Below are 16,063 nucleotides of genomic sequence, written 5' to 3'. Positions count from 1 at the left end.
TAATTTCGATTAGTGTTTATTAGCGTCGATTAGCGTTCCCAAAAGAAGAACCAATCGAGTCTCCCTTGAAAATTGCCGTCCTTATTTCTGGCTCCGGCCGGACCCTGAAGAACTTTATCGACCTGGCGGCCGAAGGGTCGTTGGACGTGGAGATCGATTTGGTGATCTCCAGCACCCCGGCGGCGGGTGGACTCGAGTACGCCAAGCAGGCTGGCATTGCATCGGTCGTCTTGGAGCGCAAGGACTACCCCACGCACGACGCCTACGGCGAGGCGATTTTCGAATCCGCCCGTCAGGCAGATGTCGACCTGGTGGCGATGGCGGGCTTCCTGAAGCTGGCCCCAGTGCCCGACGACTTCGCGGGGCGGGTGGTGAACATTCATCCGTCGCTCATCCCCTCATTCTGCGGCCACGGCATGTACGGCCACCACGTACATCAGGCGGTCCTGGACTACGGCTGCAAGATTACCGGCCTCACGGTGCACTTTGTCGACAACGAATACGACGCGGGGCCCATCATCTGGCAGCAGCCGGTGCCGGTGTTCGACGACGACACGGCCGAGGTGCTCGCCGCGCGGGTGTTCGACGCCGAAAAAGAAGCCTACCCCCACGTGCTCGGCCTGCTGGCCGCAGGGCGGATCAAGCTCGAAGGGCGGAAGGTGACCATCGGCCGGCGGTGAGCCAGTGACAAGTGGCTACTTCACGTATTGCACGTCGTCCAAGTAAAACGTCACCGCTCTGCCCTGCCCCGCGAGCGAGAAGCCAAATCCGTTCTTGATGCGACCGGTATCGAGACCCGTCAGTGGCACACGGTAACGTTTCCACTCAGTGGTGAGCTGGACGCCGGAGAGCTCGGTCTTGCCTGAGTCATGATAGACACCGTCGGTTGTGTTGAGGCCAACGAGAAAGTTGACCTTTTCCGCACCGGTCTCTCCGCGAGCCCAGAACTCCAGCGCAGATGCCTGGCTCAAGTCAAAGCCGCCCGCCTGCTCGCCATCCCAATCATTGGCCGGCGACTGCCACGCCACACCGCCCCATTGATCGGCCGCGTTGTAACTCACGCGAAGGCACGTCTCGCCCGAGTGCGGCTGGTCGGTACAGTCAAGGTCGAACTCAATGGCCGCGATGTTACCCATGAAGCCGGATGGCGTGTACGGTGCGTTGGCCAAGTCGTCGGCGTAAATCACCAGCGGCAGTTTCGGCTTCGTCGCGGCAATCGCTTGGATTGGCGCATCGACATACAGTGGCACATTCGCCACAGCCGCACCACCATGGCCATCGCGGACGTAGACGAACAGCCGATACCCGCCTCCGCCCGTCGGCATATGAACTTCCACCTGATTGCCGGAACCAACAATCGCATCGGGTATTTCGTTCTCGGCACTCTGACTGTCGTTGCCGTTGGCCACCACCACGGCGTCGCTCCGCAGCACCCACTGATAGGCGAGTTGATCTGGTTCGGCATCTTCGGCCACGACGGCAGCCAGCAGCTCCTGCCCCGGCCGGACTTTGCCCACCCCACCCACATTCAACTCGTGAATCTCGGGGCAGCGATTTGCAACTGGGCGTCCGGTCCAATGCTCGCTCATTACGTCGGCGGCAGCCAAGCGAGTGCCGTCGGGCAGCAGCATGCCAAACCACGTGGCGGTGGTCTCCTGCTTGTTGCCCCACAGGAAGGAGTAGCTGCCCAAGCACTGGCTGGGGTTCTCGGCGACCGCACGGCGATACCCCAGGTCATAGTGCTCCGCCTTTTTGGTGCTGGTTGGTTCGATTGGCGCCCCCCAAGTGGTCTTGGGCGACTCCCACGGGCCGCGCGGGCCGTGCTCGGTGATGATGTACGGCTTGGTGCCACCCTGCTTGCGATACCGCTCGGCCACCGTGCCGATGCTGCCGTACGAATTGATACCGACGATGTCGACGTGCGGGCAGAAGCGGTGTAGGTTCTCGACCTTGTGCTCGCCAAGTTCGGCGATGACGGTCATGGTCGGATGATCGGGATCGATGCGTTTGATCTCGCGGGCGATGTGATCGACCGCGTACCAGACGGCCGGGTTGTCGCCGCCCTCCTCCATCTCGTTGCCGATGCCCCACAGCAATACAGCCGGATGCGACTTGTATCGCTCCACGGTCTTCAGACACGTTTCGAGCTGCCCGACAACAGACCGTCGATCGTTATAGTCGAATCCATGCCGCGGATGCCCGAGCCACATGCCGACGCACACGGTGAGCCCGCGTTGGTGAGCCGCGTCGAGCAGATGCCCCAGGTTGTCGGCACCCCAGGTGCGGATGGAGTTGCCGCCCAGCTGCTTGAGCAAGTCGAGCTTGACCTGCCCGCCGGCACCATGGATCGCGTAAGGCTGGCCGTTGCGGAGCAATTGGAATGTGCCGGTTTCGCTCTCTCGATCAAGAGAAACAGTAGTCTGCGCTGGGAGCTGGCTGGCACACATCAACAACAACGTACAGGAAAATATCTTGCCTGCAATAATGCTACGCACGACGTTGTTTCTCCCACTTCGGCAATGGAATCAAAGGCGACAGTTCGATTATACTTGCTCCGGGGCCCACTGGAAGAAATGGGCATGCAGCTCGCCGAAACACTTGGTCGGTAGTCCGTCCTGGGAGCATTGGATTGCAGGAATCAAATCCGTACGCATCGCCAACGTCTGCGCCATCGGCTCCTACGAAGGAAGCTCGGGAAGAGCGCGGCCCAGTCTTGTTATGGAGCTTGCGTGCGGCCACGGCCATCGCGTTCGCCGCCGGCTTCGTCAGCCGCATGGTGCGTCCAATGATCGAAGGGCCCGTCCACTACGAGGCCCTTGCCGAGTTGGCCTTCCTGCTGATGCTGCTTGCCGCACTGCTCGTTTTGTGCTGGCGGAGTCCACTGCGCAACGCGGACAAGCTCGCCCAGCTTGGCAACCTGGCATGCTGGGGCGGTTCTTGGCTGGGCTGGTCGGTGGCCAATCTCGCTCCGTGGGGCGATATGACCGGCCTGAAGCTGGGCTGGGGACTTGGATGTGCCGCAGCTATCTGGATCGCATTTCGATTCCGCCGGCAGCCTGCTTAGGCCGCGCGGCGTAGTCGCATCGCCTTGGGCAGGGCTACAATGTCGAAGTGCTTGGTGGCGGTCATTTCGTCGCGGTCCATCTTCCCGCCGGGGCCCTCTTCGATGCCCAGGTAACGTACGACGTCGTACCCCAAGTGGGTGAAGAAGTCGAACAGTTCGAAACGCTCGCTGGCCACGAGTTTGCGGAACACTTCGCAACGCACCACCGGACGGCGTTCGCTGAGCGTCGGCAGTAGTGTCTTGAGAATCTTCAGGTCATACCCCTCGGCGTCGACTTTGACGTAAGTGAGCTTCTTGAGCCACTCGGGATAGCGCGTCTTGAGCACGTAGTTCAGGTTGCGTCCTTCGACCATCAGCGGGTGGCGGCGGCGGAATAGCGGCCACTTCTGCTGTGTCTTGAAACCGCCGTTGCAGTACATGCCGTCGGTATAATGGAAGGTGAATTTGCCGTCGTCCTGCGTGGCGGCGAAGTTCAGTGCATCGATCCGCGTCGACTCGGGATTGAGCGAGGCGTTCTTCGACAGGATCTTGTAGACGAACGGATTCGGCTCCAGGGCCAGCGTCAAACCGCTGGGGCCAGTGGCCAGGGCCATAGGCAGCGTGGTGTCGCCGGTGTGGGCGCCGATGTCGATGACCAGATCGCCAGGGTTGACGAATTGCCGCACTGCGTCGACCATCGGCTGGGTGATCGACTTCTGCGTTTCCTTGGGGTGTTGCCACTGAGCGTATTCAACGCGTCCCGCGTGCTCGAGCTCGAACGACTTGAGTTCGTAGCCGAACTCCTGCACATTGCGCGGGGCGTCGCGGCGAAAAGGTAGCAGATTGGTTAGCGACATGACGAGTCCTGGGGTACGATGCTAGTATGGGCCGACAAGCGTGGCCGACATTTAGCAAAACTGCCCTGCCACGCCTACATCTATCGGACTCGAAACGACGATTTATCCACCTCGGGCACCCTACCTTGCAGACTCTCGCACAGAAAATTGCCGCCTGCGTCCCCACCGCGGACCGCCCGATCGGAGTGGTGGTGGTCGATCACGGTTCTCGGCGCGGCGAAAGCAACGATCTCTTGCTAGCGGTGGCGGCACTGTTCGGCGAACGGAGCGGCCTGGAGATTGTCGAGCCCGCGCACATGGAGCTGGCCGAGCCAACCATTGCGCAGGCGTTCGCCAAATGTGCCGAACGAGGCGCCAAGACCGTGGTCGTGTTTCCTTACTTCCTCTCGCCAGGCCGGCACTGGTCGGAAGACATCCCCCGCCTCGCAAGTGAGGCGGCCGAGAATTTTCCGGGCGTGAAACACCTGGTTACGGCGCCTTTAGGACTGCACTCGCTGATCGCGGACGTGATGGCCGAGCGGGTGGAGACTTGTCTGGTGCATCAAACGGCGGACGGCGAGACTTGCGACCTCTGCGACGGCGATTCGCGGTGCCAGCTTCGCTAGCAATCTTCGTGTACACAAGCAGGCCAAATCCGCTGCAGTGACGAACGATGCCTGAGTGGTATTCCAAAGTCTGGTGACTTCGGCGCTTGCAGACTGATGAGGTTGAACTACGTCTTCGATCTGGTCGATACGAGAAGTGCAATCATTTTTTCTGCTCCATCGCCTATGCGGCAAAGGAATGCTGTAATGCGTCGCTACTTCGCTATTGCCGGTTCGCTCGCTCTCGCCCTTCTGCTTGCTGCTCCGGTGACCGCAGACGAAAAAGATGACTCGATTGCCGACACCGCGACTGAGGAAGAGGTAAACGAAGAGCAGACCCGGGAACAGCAACGGCCCGTTGCACCGCGCAGCGCATTCGTTCCTGGCTCGGGTTGGTTCCTGCCTGGATGTAGCGACGACTTCGAAGACGAGAGCTGGAGCTATTCGCTCCGTCTGCCCAAGAGCAGCTACGAACAGGATGACAAACAGCGTGGCCCCGGCGGTATCTCACGCAACGGCCTGTGGCACGAAGGGGCCAAGCGAGGCACGCCTGACATCGTTCGCCGTATTGCCACGCCGCCGGGCGGCATCGACGGGAGCATCGGCGCCCTGTTGTTCCAGACCAAAGACTCCGGCATGCCGGGGCGGACCACGAACGAACAGATGCAGGACGACCTGCTAATGAAGTTCGACTCGAAACTGGGACGATCGATCCCGGTCGAGTGGGAACCGAGTTGCACCGTGCGGGTCTATCTGCCCGAGTTCGACAAGTGGGAAAATCGCACCGGGGCATCGTTCGGCATGCGAGCCGACTGCCGCGGCCGCACCCCACAAGGCGAAACCGACGCTTTCTGGCCGGGCATGTTCTTGCTGTTCCGCAGTTCGACCTCGCGGAATATCCAACAGGACTACGCCCAGATTTCGATCCGCTCGAACAACCGTGGTCAGGACATTCGCAGCTTGAAAATCACCGAACCCGGCTGGTGGACCATGGGACTTTCGTTCTCGAAGGACGGCATGGTGCATTACTACGCCAGCCCTGGCGTGGATGACCTGACCGAGGAGGATTACTTGGGTTCGAACTACCCGTACGGCTACAAGTGCCTGTGCATGCGGAACTTTTTCTTCAACGTGGCCAACTGGGACAATGGCCGCAGCTGGAGCACACCGTGGGTGATCGACGATCCGATGGTGTTCGTTACACCTCCCACCGGGATGGCGGCCGAAGACATCTACCGCAAGAAGGGCCAACGGGTGCCGACGTACCCCATTACCAAGAAGAAAGATAAGGAGCACGGCAAGTACAGCAACCGGGGCTTCTTCGGGCTGTTCCGGTAGAGAAGTCGTGGGCTGTACGCACTTAACACGTTGGGAGTGGCTGGGGTCGAGTCCAGCGAGCCCCCTGTGGCTGGAGTGCTGGGGGTTCGCGGAGCTCGACCCCAGGGCACCCTGCCATGGTGGTCGCCGGTAGCGGTTCATTCGTAACTAACCAGTTCGGTTCGCATGATTTCGCGTCGCCAATGGGGCTCGTGCACCGGCCAGCAGCGGACGACCGCCCGAGCCCCGTCGGCAAGATCGACTTGCTCGTCAGTCGCTGTGGCCCAGTGGTGACACTGCTGCCAGCAATCGTGCTCGGCCGTGAGCATCGCCGCGGCACTACGCCCAAGGTTGCTCCTCCGCCAGGTGACTCGGCCCTCGTCGAACAGGGTAATCACCACCGGCGGCGCGCAGTCCAGCAGCCGCCGAGCGATGAGTTCGTGACTGGCGGTCCAGTGCATTTCTTTCAGGACCGCCAGGTCCCACTGGCACATCTCACCCGACTTCTGCAGCCACCGCTGCGGCAACAGCAACCGTCCGGCCAGGGCATTGGCCACCTGCTCGCGACTGCCGAGTGGCATCTGACGGGGGTTGATCGCCAGATGTTCGCACACCCGTACGGCCGCGAACTCGCCGAGTTCGTGCGCCACGGCAAACTGCCGCCGCTCGAAGCGCAATTCCTGGCCCAGCACGATGGTGGGGCTGGCGGTCGCAAGCTCGACCTCTCCCCCTGCCCTGTTGGCCGCCGCCAGCCGATCGTCCAAACGCACCAATTGCGCCCGCCCCGGCAGGGCCACGTCCTCCGTTACCACGACGCCCAGGCGCATGGCGATCAAAAAGGCGTCGACTGGTGGCTCGTGAACACCTGCCTCCCACAGCAGCTCTTCCGCCACGGTGTCGAGAGCAGAGTTGTAGTCGCGTACAGGAACGTCGAAGAACATGGGTGCCCCCCTTCGGCATGACCGACACATGAACGTGCGTTTAGTATACACGCGACCAGTATCACTGCAAGCACTTTTGGGAAGAAACGGACAGAGTTTGCCCGCGGCGTATGCCTGACTTGTTCAACCCGTGCAGCTACAGGACGTTTCCCAAGAAGTGGGCGGCATAGGCGCCAGCGGGCTGCTATGCTCTGCACTTGCGTCGTCGCGGAGAATTAAGTTCGAATCCAAGAGCCACGAAGCTGGCACGAATCACTACTAGAATTCCACCCCCCGCGTGTGATTCGACTCGAACTGGAGGTCCGGCGATGTCCTACCAACACACCCAACATGGTTACTTCCATCTGCTCATGTATCCATTGGCGGCGGCCATGCTGGTAGCCGCATGGTGGACACGAGCGGAGATGGCACCAACCCTGATACTCGGACTGGCCAGCCTCCTCTTTGTGCTCGTCGGATTCTGCTTCCAGACGCTCACCACAGTCGATCTCGGAGATCGACTGGAGCTGCGTTTTGGTCCGCTGCCAATGTTCCGCAAGTCGATACCCTACGCGGATATCCAAACAGCGGAAGCGGGAAAGTCGCTGTGGATTGACGGCTGGGGCATCCACTGGGTGCCGGGCCGGGGCTGGACCTACAACCTGTGGGGCTTCGACTGTGCCGTGCTCCGCGTCGATGGCCGGACCGTCCGTATCGGAACCGACGATCCGGAGGGGCTGGTAACCTTCCTCCGCGAGCGGATTGGCCGACCTTAGCGGATAATACGCGCCTTTACCCACTCGCCTAAAGTGACGTTGTCGCGTAACTTAGCAGTATGGACGAATTACCCATTGCCTCTGGTTCGACGACGCCCCTGCAAGACGCCACGCCCGGCGAGAAGGGGAAGTACGCGTTCATCAGTCTCGGATGTCCGAAGAACCTGGTGGACAGCGAGCGGATGCTCGGGCTGCTGCAGCTGGACGGGTACGAATTGGTGCCATCGCCCGAGGACGCCGATTTCGCGATCGTCAACACCTGCGGTTTCATCGAATCGGCCCGCACTGAGTCGTTTGCGGCCATCGACGAGATGCTGGAGCGCAAACGCCAAGGACTGTTGCGGGGCGTGATTGTCAGCGGCTGCCTCGCCGAGCGACAGCAGGAGCAGCTGCTGACCGACCGCCCCGAGATCGACCATTTGGTCGGTGTGTTTGGCCGCGAAGAAGTCACCAAGGTGGCCGACCGCTTGATCGCCGGGTTGGATGAGCAGCGGCTGGTGTTCAAGCCGGCTCCTGTGCGGGCCTTGGCCGACACGATGCGGATGCGGGTCACGCCGCGACACTTTGCCTACCTGAAGATCTCCGAAGGCTGCGACCGGCTCTGCACGTTCTGTGCGATCCCCAAGATGCGGGGTAAGCACGCCACGAAGCCGATGGAAGACGTGCTGACCGAGGCCCACGAACTGGCCGCCGATGGCGTGAAGGAACTGGTGATCGTGGCCCAGGACACCACCTACTACGGTATGGACCTGTACGCCAAACCGCGGTTGGTGGAACTGCTGAACGAACTGCAGAAGGTGGACGGCATCGAGTGGATTCGCTTGATGTACCTGTACCCGATGTACTTCACCGACGAACTGATCGACACGATCGCCCAGTCGGACAAGATTCTGCCCTACCTGGACATGCCGCTGCAGCATATCAACGACCGAATGCTCAAACGGATGCAGCGACGCGTGAATCGGGCGCAGACCGAAGAGTTGGTGGGCAAGCTTCGCGAACGCATTCCGGACCTGGTGCTCCGCTCGACCATGATCACGGGCTTTCCCGGCGAGACGGACGAGGAGTTTGCCGAGCTGCTGGAATACGTGGAGCGCGAACGATTCGAGCGACTGGGCGTGTTCACCTACTCGCTAGAGCCCGACACGCCAGCGGCACGGTTGCCGAATCATGTGGACGAGACGGTGAAGGATGCCCGCCGCAACGAATTGATGGCCCTGCAACAGGAAATCGCCTTTGAATTCGCCGACCGCCAGCTGGGCACCCAGCAACCCGTGATAATCGACTCGCCCGTGCCCGACGAGCCGACCGCCTGGATCGGCCGCACCGTGGCCGATGCCCCGGACGTGGACTGCGTCGCCTACGTGACGGGCGAGAATCTCGCCCCGGGAATGATCGTCGACTGCGAAGTCGTAGCCCGAAGCGACTACGATCTGGTGGCAGTGGCGCTGTAGAATCTCGCTGATTGCGTTAAACTGTCGGTTTCGACGCTCGTACGCTCCGCAACGCAGTGGTCAGCAAGTCACGATATGGCAACCGCAACAGACGGCATAGTTTGGAACGTTCCCAACCGGCTTTCGGCCGCTCGCATTGGGTTCTCGCTCTTATGTTTCGTGGCCATTTGCCTAGAGTGGTATCTGGTCGGACTACTGTTGTTTCTGCTGTCCGCCGCCACCGACTACGTGGATGGATGGTGGGCACGAAAGTACAACCAGATTACGCAGCTCGGGCGGATTCTGGATCCATTTGCCGACAAGGTGCTGATCTGTGGCACCTTCATTCTGCTGGGTGCGGCTCAGGATTCGCTGATTCCGGCGTGGGTCGCCGTGTTGGTGACGGCCCGCGAACTGCTTGTCACCGCGCTGCGGAGCTTGCTCGAGGGCCGCAGCAAGGACTTCTCGGCCAAGTGGGCCGGAAAAGTGAAAATGGCCGTCCAGTGCCTGGCCGTGGTGCTGAGTCTGTGGCGAATGCACCGACTCGAGAGCGGCCTCGACACCACCCCCGTTTTCGACAATCTGCTGGTACTGGTGGTTATCGCGGCCGTGGTATCGACCGTCTATAGTGGATGGGGTTACGTGAAGCTGGCCATCGGCATGCTCCGCGAGGCGAGCTAGGCGACTGTTTCGTCGAGTCGAAAGCTTGACGGACCACTAGTAGCTCCATCATTTCTCCTACCCACCCGCTCCCGTAGATGCGATGAACGACCCAGAAGCCCAGGTGCCGGTCCTCGCCGGGCTGCTATCGCTGTTTGTGGCGTTCGCCGCCATCGCCGCATTCGTGATGTGGATTCGACGCTGGTCGCGATTGGGCTACATGCTGGCCTACGAGCCGCGTCGTCGCACACCCTGGGGGCCTTTGGCCGGGGTGCTGGCGGTATTGATGACCGGACTGGGCGTCTGGAATGTCCTGATGCTGCGAACCACTCAGGGCGCCGCACCTCAATGGACGGCCGACGAGTTCGCCCGCGCTCAGCTAACAATGAGCGTCGTGCAACTCGGGTTCGCCATCGCGATCGTGGCGGTACTGGTATTCGTCAATGGCGCTAGCTGGCGAGACTTTGGCCTGCCCACGTCGTCCGATCAGGCCATGTACGACATCATGCTGGGCTTCTGGATTGCCTTTGCGGCAATGGTGCCGCTATGGCTGCTGCAGGTGGCCGGTATCATGCTGTTGGGAATTGAGCCGGGCCATCCATTGCTCGACCAGATGCAGCAGACACCCAACTTGTTGCTGTTCGCTGCGGCCATGGTCACGGCCGTACTGGCGGCGCCAATCTTCGAGGAGCTGGTCTTCCGCCTGCTGCTGCAGGGGGGATTGGAGCGTCTGGAAGACGAAATGGTCGGCTGGAAATACAGCCTGCCCCCTCTGAAGGAACAAGTGCTGCTGACGGATTTGGACTCGGAATCGACAGTTCAGCCAGCCGCTACGGATGCGTCGTATGAGGAGGCTCCGCTGGAAGACATTCCTTTGCAGCCCGATACCGATGTCCTCCACCGCAGCGTTGGCCCCCAGCGAGCGGCCGGCGAAGAATTGTGGGTCGATCGACTCGAGCCAGAAGACCTGCCGAAGCTGCCCCCCTGCGGAGAGAGCATCGCTCCCGGCCTGAACCATGGATGGACCCCCATCCTGATTTCATCGTTCCTGTTCGCGCTGGCACACCTGGGCAACGGCCCCAGCCCCATCCCGCTGTTCGCCCTGGCCCTGATGATGGGCTACGCCTACCAGCGAACCCACCGAATTTTGCCGTGCATTGTGGCCCATATGGTGATCAATGCGGTCTCCGTGGGAATCCTGATTCTCATGCTTTCCCAGGCAGGAGCCCCCGAGCAGTAATGATCCAGCTGACCGAACACCCCGAGGGCACCCTGCTGGCAGTCCGAGCCCGAGCCGGCGGTCGGGTGAACGGTGTAACAGGGATCCGCCAGGGCGAATTGATGGTGTCGGTCACCCAGGTGGCCGAGCGGGGCAAGGCGAATCAGGCCATTGTCGGCGTCCTGTCCAAGCTGCTGGGCTGCGGCAAACGTCAAATCGAGCTAGTCCGTGGGGCCACGTCCGGCAGCAAACAGTTTCTGTTGGTGGGAATCGATGCCAAGACGGCTGCCGAGCGCATTCGCGCCGCAGTGGACAACGCATAACGTCGTTGTCGAGTCGCCCTGAGCGGGCTATGATACACCTGTCGTATGCGCCAGATCTCCGGCCCTCTTTCGTGCTATTCCCGCCCCCTGTTCCCACCTTTCGAGCCACCTCATGCCCCAGTGGACGCAGCACGTCGCCCGCTACATCGCGCTGAGCGTCATTACGCTGCTGGCAATCGGCATCATGGCGTGGGTCAGCATGCGCGACGACTCGGCTGCCCGCCGGGCGCGCGAGCAGCTCACCACACCGGTTCCGGTCGCGGCTCAGATCAAACCTTTGGTGGCGGCCCAGGACGTTGAAGCGTCGGTTTGCGAGGTCACCTCCAAGTTCAGCGGCAAGATCAGGGCCTGGGAAACCTACTCGCTGGGCTTCGAGCAGCCGGGCCGCATTGTCGAGCTGGGACAAAACGAAGCGGGGCAGCCGCTGGACGACGGCAGCCGGGTTGCCAAGGGACAGGTGCTCGCCCGCCTGGACAACCGTGTGTTGCAAGCCCGTGTGGCCGAAGCCACGGCCAACCTGGAGCAGGCCTCGAGCGACTTGGGTCGCGCCCGCCAGGTAAAGAGCAATGGCTATGGCGCAATCACCGAAGCGGAGTATCAGCAATACCTGACTCAAGAGGCGCTGGCCAAGGCCGCGCTGGAGATCGCCGCCAAGAACCTGCAGGACGCGGTGCTGTACGCCCCGGTACAAGGAACCATCGCCCGTCGCCTGGCCGAACCGGGAGAATTCGTCTCCGCCAACTCCACCGTGTTCGAGTTGGTTGAGAACGACCAACTGCTGCTAGTCATCGATGTTCCCGAATCGCAAATTCGCGAGCTCCAGAGCCGCATGCGAGCGGTGAAGCAAGCTCAACAGGATGGTTTCACCGATCCGGAAGCTGGCGTCTTCCGAGCTCGCGTGAGCCTGGAATCTCTGGATCAATTTGGTCAACCGTTTCCCGAAATCGATGCCGAGGTCTACCGCATTGCCGAAATAGCTGATACTCGCACCGGGTTGTTTGAAGTCGAGATTCGAGTCCCCAACGAAAACCACCTGCTCCGACCTGGAATGGTCGCCACGGCAGAGGTGGTGACCGACCGGATCAGTGCCTACAGTGTTCCTGAAGCGTCCGTCCTGTTCCGCGATGAAGAAACGTACGTGTTCGGGCTGGAAGAGGTACAGGAACCGTTGCAGGTTATGTTCTGGGAGGTCGACGAAATTCCGCTCGCCACGGCTCGCAAGATCCACCTCACGCGGTGGATCGACCAGGGCGACCACCTGCTGATTCCTTCCACATCGGTCGATATGGACCGAATTATCGTGCGTGGCCATCAACGCCTGAACGATGGACAGCATGTCCGCGTTACCAATTCGGCGTCGACGGACGATTCGCAGTACGTGAGCCCCGAGAAGAAGAACGGCAAAGTGGCAAAGGCGGACTCTTAAGAGGCGTGGGGCGCGTCGTGCCGCAGGGTGAGTTCTCCAAAATTACGCCGGCATCCGTTCGGAGTGGTACAACGCAGGTTGGCTTTCCGTGAAAATCAGCAACTTCGCTATTGAACGACCGCGACTGGTTACCGTCTGCACGGGCATGACGCTGCTGCTCGCCCTGTTCGCGTGCCTGCTGACCCCGGTGCAGCGAGCGCCCGCTATTAGCAAAGCGGTCATCCTCGTGGCGATTCCCTATCCCGATTCGCAGCCCAGCGAGGCGGAGAACGAAATCGCCCGCAAGGTGGAAGAGGCGCTCACCGAATTGCAGAGCGTCGACTACATCGCATCGACGAACGTCCGCGGTTCTTCCGTCACGCAGATTATCTTCCTCGATGGTGTCACACCGGACGAAGGTCGTCGTGAGGTGAAGGACCTGGTCGATCGCATTCGCAACGAACTTCCCACAGGCCGGGAGGTTCAACCGGTCATCACGGATATCGACTTCGAGAATGCTCCGCTGATGCTGGTAAGTATCACCGCGCCAGATGCAGTGGACGATCGCACGCTGAAAGTCATCGCCGAGGACGTTCAGGAGCAACTCGAGACCGTCGATGGCGTGGCCAACACCCAGCTATTTGGTGGCAAAGAGCGCGAGATCCATGTCAACGTGTTGCCCGATCGCATGGTGCAGTACGGCATCACGCTCGGCATGCTGCGTCAGGCCTTGTCGGACTTTCACGCCGAAGTTCCCGCCGGTGCATTCACCACCGGCGAATACGACCGGCAGGTTCGCAACGAATCGAAGCTACGCGACGTAGACGACATTCGCGAGGCGGTCGTCTCCAGCCAGGAAGGTCGGGTGATTCGCGTCCGGGACGTCGCCCGGGTGGTCGACTCGCATCGCAAGGTCAGGAACCTGGCCCAACTGAATGGTCAAAAATCCGCCACCATCGTCGTCAACAAAGAAGCGGACATCAACACCCTGGGAGCCGCCGACAAAGTCAACCTAAAGGTGGAAGACCTGCGCAACCAGTACCCGGATCTCAGTTTCTATACGTCCAGAGATGCCTCGAACGAAATCTGGGTGATGTTCCGTGTGCTTGGCTCCAGTGCCTTGTTTGGCGCCATGCTGGTACTGATCATCCTCGGCTGGTCGATGGGCTTGCGGATCTCGCTGTTGGTGCTGATCGCCATTCCGTTCAGCACGGCAGTGGGCCTCGTTTTCCTGTTCTTCGCCGGCATTGCCATCTCGAACATGGTGGTCTTCAGTTTCATCCTGGTGCTGGGCATGGTCGTCGACGGGGCGATTATCGTCGCCGAAAACATCCACCGCCACATCGAGCGTGGTGAGTCGCCCATGGACGCCGCCAAGACGGGTATCGAAGAAGTGGGCATGCCCGTCATCGCAGCCGACTTGACCACCATTGCTGCCTTCCTGCCGATGGTGCTGGTGCCGGGCATCATGGGCGATTTCATGGGGGTAATGCCCAAGGTGGTCAGCGTCGCGCTACTAGGTTCGGTGCTCGTCGACCACTTTGTGATTCCGACACTCGCCGCCCGCTGGTTCAGTCGCCGCGAACCGGTAGCCAACGAATCGCAGTCGTTCGCGGTGCTCACTGCAACGCACGACAGCCACGAGGCCAACGAAGCCGCCCGAGTTCGCCCCAACGTCGGCATGTTCACGCGAGCATACGCCTGGGTCCTGCGGCAAGCCCTTACGGGTTTCACGCCCTTTTTTGTGCTCATCTGGTGCATAGTCGCGATCTTCGCGGCCGGCAAACTGATGGGCTACATCGGTTTCAACTTCTTCCCTGCCAGCGATCGTGGCCAGTTTATCGTCAAGTACGAATTACCGCTGGGGTACAGCATCGAAGAGACCCTGGCCGCATCGCATGTGATCACCGACAAGCTAGATGACTGGGAGGATACCGGCATCCTGGTCAACTATGTCACGTCGGTTGGATCGGCCTCGGGCATGGCGACGCGTGTGGACGACGATCCCGCCACGGGGCCGGAGTTCGGTCAGGTTCAGGTTGAACTCGTGCCGCCCATGGATCGCTCCATCCATACCCGCGAGGTGATGAACTACCTGCGCCGCAACGTGGAGTTGCTGCCCGGCATGAAGATGACCATCGCCGAGGTGCAAGATGGACCGCCCGGAGGAGCCAAAGTCTCCGTGCGATTCACGGGTAAAAATCTCGACCAACTGGGGTACATCGCCAAGTCCACCCGCGATCGGATGAAGCAAATCTCGGGCACGGTCGACGTAACCACCGACTACCGCGACGACGCCCCCGTGCTGATTATCGAACCTAAGCCGGACGTGGTGGGCTTGTCCGGCATGACCGATATGCAGATCGCCCGGGCGGTGCAAACGGCCATCGCCGGCGACACCGCGGTGCAGATTACGATGGACGACGAAGACATCAATCTTCGGCTGCAACTGGCCCCCGAATACCAGGAACACCCCGAAGACCTCAAGCGTTTGCTGCTCACGGGTCCGGACGGCCGCAGAGCTTCAATCGGTTCGCTGGCCGAAATTCGCCGCGATGTGGACTTGTTTAGCGTAAATCGTTACGACCGCAATCGAGCTGTTGTGACCAAGAGCGATGTGGACGACTCGAAGCAGCCTGCCGAGGTGTTTGAATCGCTGGCCAAGGATATCCTGCCCGACTTGGGCTTTCGACCGGTCGAAGGAGCCGAGAAAACGGTCGAAGGGTTTGCCAAGCAGTTCATCGGCAAAGCCGCCACTGATGCCGAAGGCGTGCAAGCGGAGTTTGCGGGCGAGAACGACGAACGGGACAAGAACTTTGGTTACCTGCTTCGCAGCATGATGATTGCTGTAGTGCTGATCGCTGCGATCTTGGTCATTCAGTTTAACAGCTTCCGGCAAGCCGCCGTGGTGATGATCACGGTGCCACTTAGCTTTATTGGCGTAATACTCGGCATGTGGGCCACTGGTTTCGCCTTCAGCCTGGCGACGTTTATCGGACTGGTGAGTCTGACGGGCATCGTGGTGAACGACGCCATCGTCTTGGTGGACTTTACCAATCAGGCTCGCAAGCGCGGCTTGCCAGTGCGACAGGCACTGGTCGAGGCGGGCGTCAATCGGTTGCGTCCCGTGCTGCTGACCACCGTTACGACCTGCGGCGGACTGCTGCCGCTGATGCTGAATATCTCCGGTGGCGCCGAGTTCTGGCAGCCACTGACTGGCGCGATTGTGTTTGGGCTGATATTCGCCACGATTCTTACGCTGGTCGTGATCCCCTGCGCGTACTACTTCAGCTACATGTTCCCCGCCTGGATGCAGACGATGTTCTTCACGCTGCTGGCCACTGGCATGGTGTGGAAGATACTGTCGAGCATGCCAGCATCGTCCAAAATGCAGATGCAGATCACGACGCTCGAGGGCACCCTGGCCGTGCTGGCGATTGGCTCGGCAGCGGCCGGGCTATTCGCCCTGCTCTCCTGGCGACGAGGTGAATCGCTCGTGCTGCTCGATCGCTGAGACGTTGTCCGC

General features: G+C 60.9%; 14 protein-coding genes. 11 read left to right on the top strand and 3 right to left on the bottom strand.

Annotation, left to right across the window (positions count from 1 at the left end; genetic code table 11):
- The first annotated feature begins 65 nt into the window (after positions 1–65).
- A complete protein-coding gene (gene purN / locus NG895_RS11890) occupies positions 66–680 on the top strand; it encodes a phosphoribosylglycinamide formyltransferase (RefSeq protein ID WP_252852719.1) in 615 nt (204 codons plus the stop codon).
- 15 nt (positions 681–695) lie between these two features.
- On the opposite strand, the gene NG895_RS11885 is transcribed toward purN, so the two are convergent.
- Positions 696–2,495: a glycoside hydrolase family 2 TIM barrel-domain containing protein gene (locus NG895_RS11885; protein WP_252852718.1), complete on the bottom strand. Its 1,800-nt coding sequence runs from the start codon at positions 2,493–2,495 to the stop codon at positions 696–698.
- 218 nt (positions 2,496–2,713) lie between these two features.
- On the opposite strand from NG895_RS11885, the gene NG895_RS11880 reads away from it, so the two are divergent.
- Positions 2,714–3,064 (top strand): hypothetical protein, encoded by a 351-nt coding sequence (locus tag NG895_RS11880; protein WP_252852717.1) that lies wholly within the window; start codon positions 2,714–2,716, stop codon positions 3,062–3,064.
- Here the strand turns inward: NG895_RS11880 and NG895_RS11875 are convergent.
- A complete protein-coding gene (locus NG895_RS11875; protein WP_252852716.1) occupies positions 3,061–3,900 on the bottom strand; it encodes an FkbM family methyltransferase in 840 nt (279 codons plus the stop codon). The genes NG895_RS11880 and NG895_RS11875 overlap by 4 nt on opposite strands.
- 125 nt (positions 3,901–4,025) lie before the next feature.
- Here NG895_RS11875 and NG895_RS11870 point away from each other — a divergent pair, with 125 nt between their 5' ends.
- On the top strand, positions 4,026–4,505 hold the full coding sequence (locus NG895_RS11870) for a CbiX/SirB N-terminal domain-containing protein (protein WP_252852715.1): 480 nt from the start codon (positions 4,026–4,028) through the stop codon (positions 4,503–4,505).
- Positions 4,506–4,691: 186 nt separating this feature from the next.
- Entirely contained in the window at positions 4,692–5,822 is a 1,131-nt protein-coding gene (locus NG895_RS11865) for a hypothetical protein (RefSeq protein ID WP_252852714.1), read from the top strand.
- 137 nt (positions 5,823–5,959) lie between these two features.
- On the opposite strand, the gene NG895_RS11860 is transcribed toward NG895_RS11865, so the two are convergent.
- Positions 5,960–6,742 (bottom strand): ImmA/IrrE family metallo-endopeptidase, encoded by a 783-nt coding sequence (locus tag NG895_RS11860; RefSeq protein ID WP_252852713.1) that lies wholly within the window; start codon positions 6,740–6,742, stop codon positions 5,960–5,962.
- A gap of 308 nt (positions 6,743–7,050) precedes the next feature.
- Here NG895_RS11860 and NG895_RS11855 point away from each other — a divergent pair, with 308 nt between their 5' ends.
- The 7 genes from NG895_RS11855 (at position 7,051) to NG895_RS11825 (ending at position 16,051) form a co-directional block, all read left to right on the top strand.
- Entirely contained in the window at positions 7,051–7,497 is a 447-nt protein-coding gene (locus tag NG895_RS11855) for a hypothetical protein (RefSeq protein WP_252852712.1), read from the top strand.
- A gap of 59 nt (positions 7,498–7,556) precedes the next feature.
- Positions 7,557–8,951: a 30S ribosomal protein S12 methylthiotransferase RimO gene (gene rimO, locus NG895_RS11850; protein ID WP_252852711.1), complete on the top strand. Its 1,395-nt coding sequence runs from the start codon at positions 7,557–7,559 to the stop codon at positions 8,949–8,951.
- Between the two features lie 75 nt (positions 8,952–9,026).
- A complete protein-coding gene (pgsA, locus tag NG895_RS11845) occupies positions 9,027–9,611 on the top strand; it encodes a CDP-diacylglycerol--glycerol-3-phosphate 3-phosphatidyltransferase (RefSeq protein ID WP_252852710.1) in 585 nt (194 codons plus the stop codon).
- 82 nt (positions 9,612–9,693) lie between these two features.
- Positions 9,694–10,830 carry a CPBP family intramembrane glutamic endopeptidase gene (locus NG895_RS11840; protein WP_252852709.1) on the top strand — a complete coding sequence of 379 codons (1,137 nt, stop codon included), beginning with the start codon at positions 9,694–9,696 and terminating at the stop codon, positions 10,828–10,830.
- Positions 10,830–11,132: a DUF167 domain-containing protein gene (locus tag NG895_RS11835; RefSeq protein ID WP_252852708.1), complete on the top strand. Its 303-nt coding sequence runs from the start codon at positions 10,830–10,832 to the stop codon at positions 11,130–11,132. Before NG895_RS11840 ends, NG895_RS11835 begins: the two co-directional genes overlap by 1 nt.
- A 112-nt stretch (positions 11,133–11,244) precedes the next feature.
- Complete coding sequence (locus tag NG895_RS11830) at positions 11,245–12,558, top strand: efflux RND transporter periplasmic adaptor subunit (protein ID WP_252852707.1); 1,314 nt, start codon at positions 11,245–11,247, stop codon at positions 12,556–12,558.
- 88 nt (positions 12,559–12,646) lie between these two features.
- The gene (locus NG895_RS11825) at positions 12,647–16,051 is read left to right on the top strand and encodes an efflux RND transporter permease subunit (RefSeq protein WP_252852706.1); all 3,405 of its coding nucleotides are present in this window, start codon (positions 12,647–12,649) and stop codon (positions 16,049–16,051) included.
- Positions 16,052–16,063 lie beyond the last annotated feature (12 nt).

The organism is Aeoliella straminimaris (genome assembly GCF_024054565.1).
GTDB lineage: Bacteria > Planctomycetota > Planctomycetia > Pirellulales > Lacipirellulaceae > Aeoliella > Aeoliella straminimaris.
This window is presented reverse-complemented; position numbering and strand designations above follow the sequence as displayed.

Coding starts and splice junctions, on each gene's coding strand:
- NG895_RS11835 (WP_252852708.1), top strand. CDS start 10,830: ATGATCCAGCTGACCGAACACCCCGAGGGCACCCTGCTGGCAGTCCGA.
- rimO (WP_252852711.1), top strand. CDS start 7,557: ATGGACGAATTACCCATTGCCTCTGGTTCGACGACGCCCCTGCAAGAC.
- pgsA (WP_252852710.1), top strand. CDS start 9,027: ATGGCAACCGCAACAGACGGCATAGTTTGGAACGTTCCCAACCGGCTT.
- NG895_RS11865 (WP_252852714.1), top strand. CDS start 4,692: ATGCGTCGCTACTTCGCTATTGCCGGTTCGCTCGCTCTCGCCCTTCTG.
- NG895_RS11875 (WP_252852716.1), bottom strand. CDS start 3,900: ATGTCGCTAACCAATCTGCTACCTTTTCGCCGCGACGCCCCGCGCAAT.
- NG895_RS11830 (WP_252852707.1), top strand. CDS start 11,245: ATGCCCCAGTGGACGCAGCACGTCGCCCGCTACATCGCGCTGAGCGTC.
- NG895_RS11855 (WP_252852712.1), top strand. CDS start 7,051: ATGTCCTACCAACACACCCAACATGGTTACTTCCATCTGCTCATGTAT.
- NG895_RS11840 (WP_252852709.1), top strand. CDS start 9,694: ATGAACGACCCAGAAGCCCAGGTGCCGGTCCTCGCCGGGCTGCTATCG.
- NG895_RS11860 (WP_252852713.1), bottom strand. CDS start 6,742: ATGTTCTTCGACGTTCCTGTACGCGACTACAACTCTGCTCTCGACACC.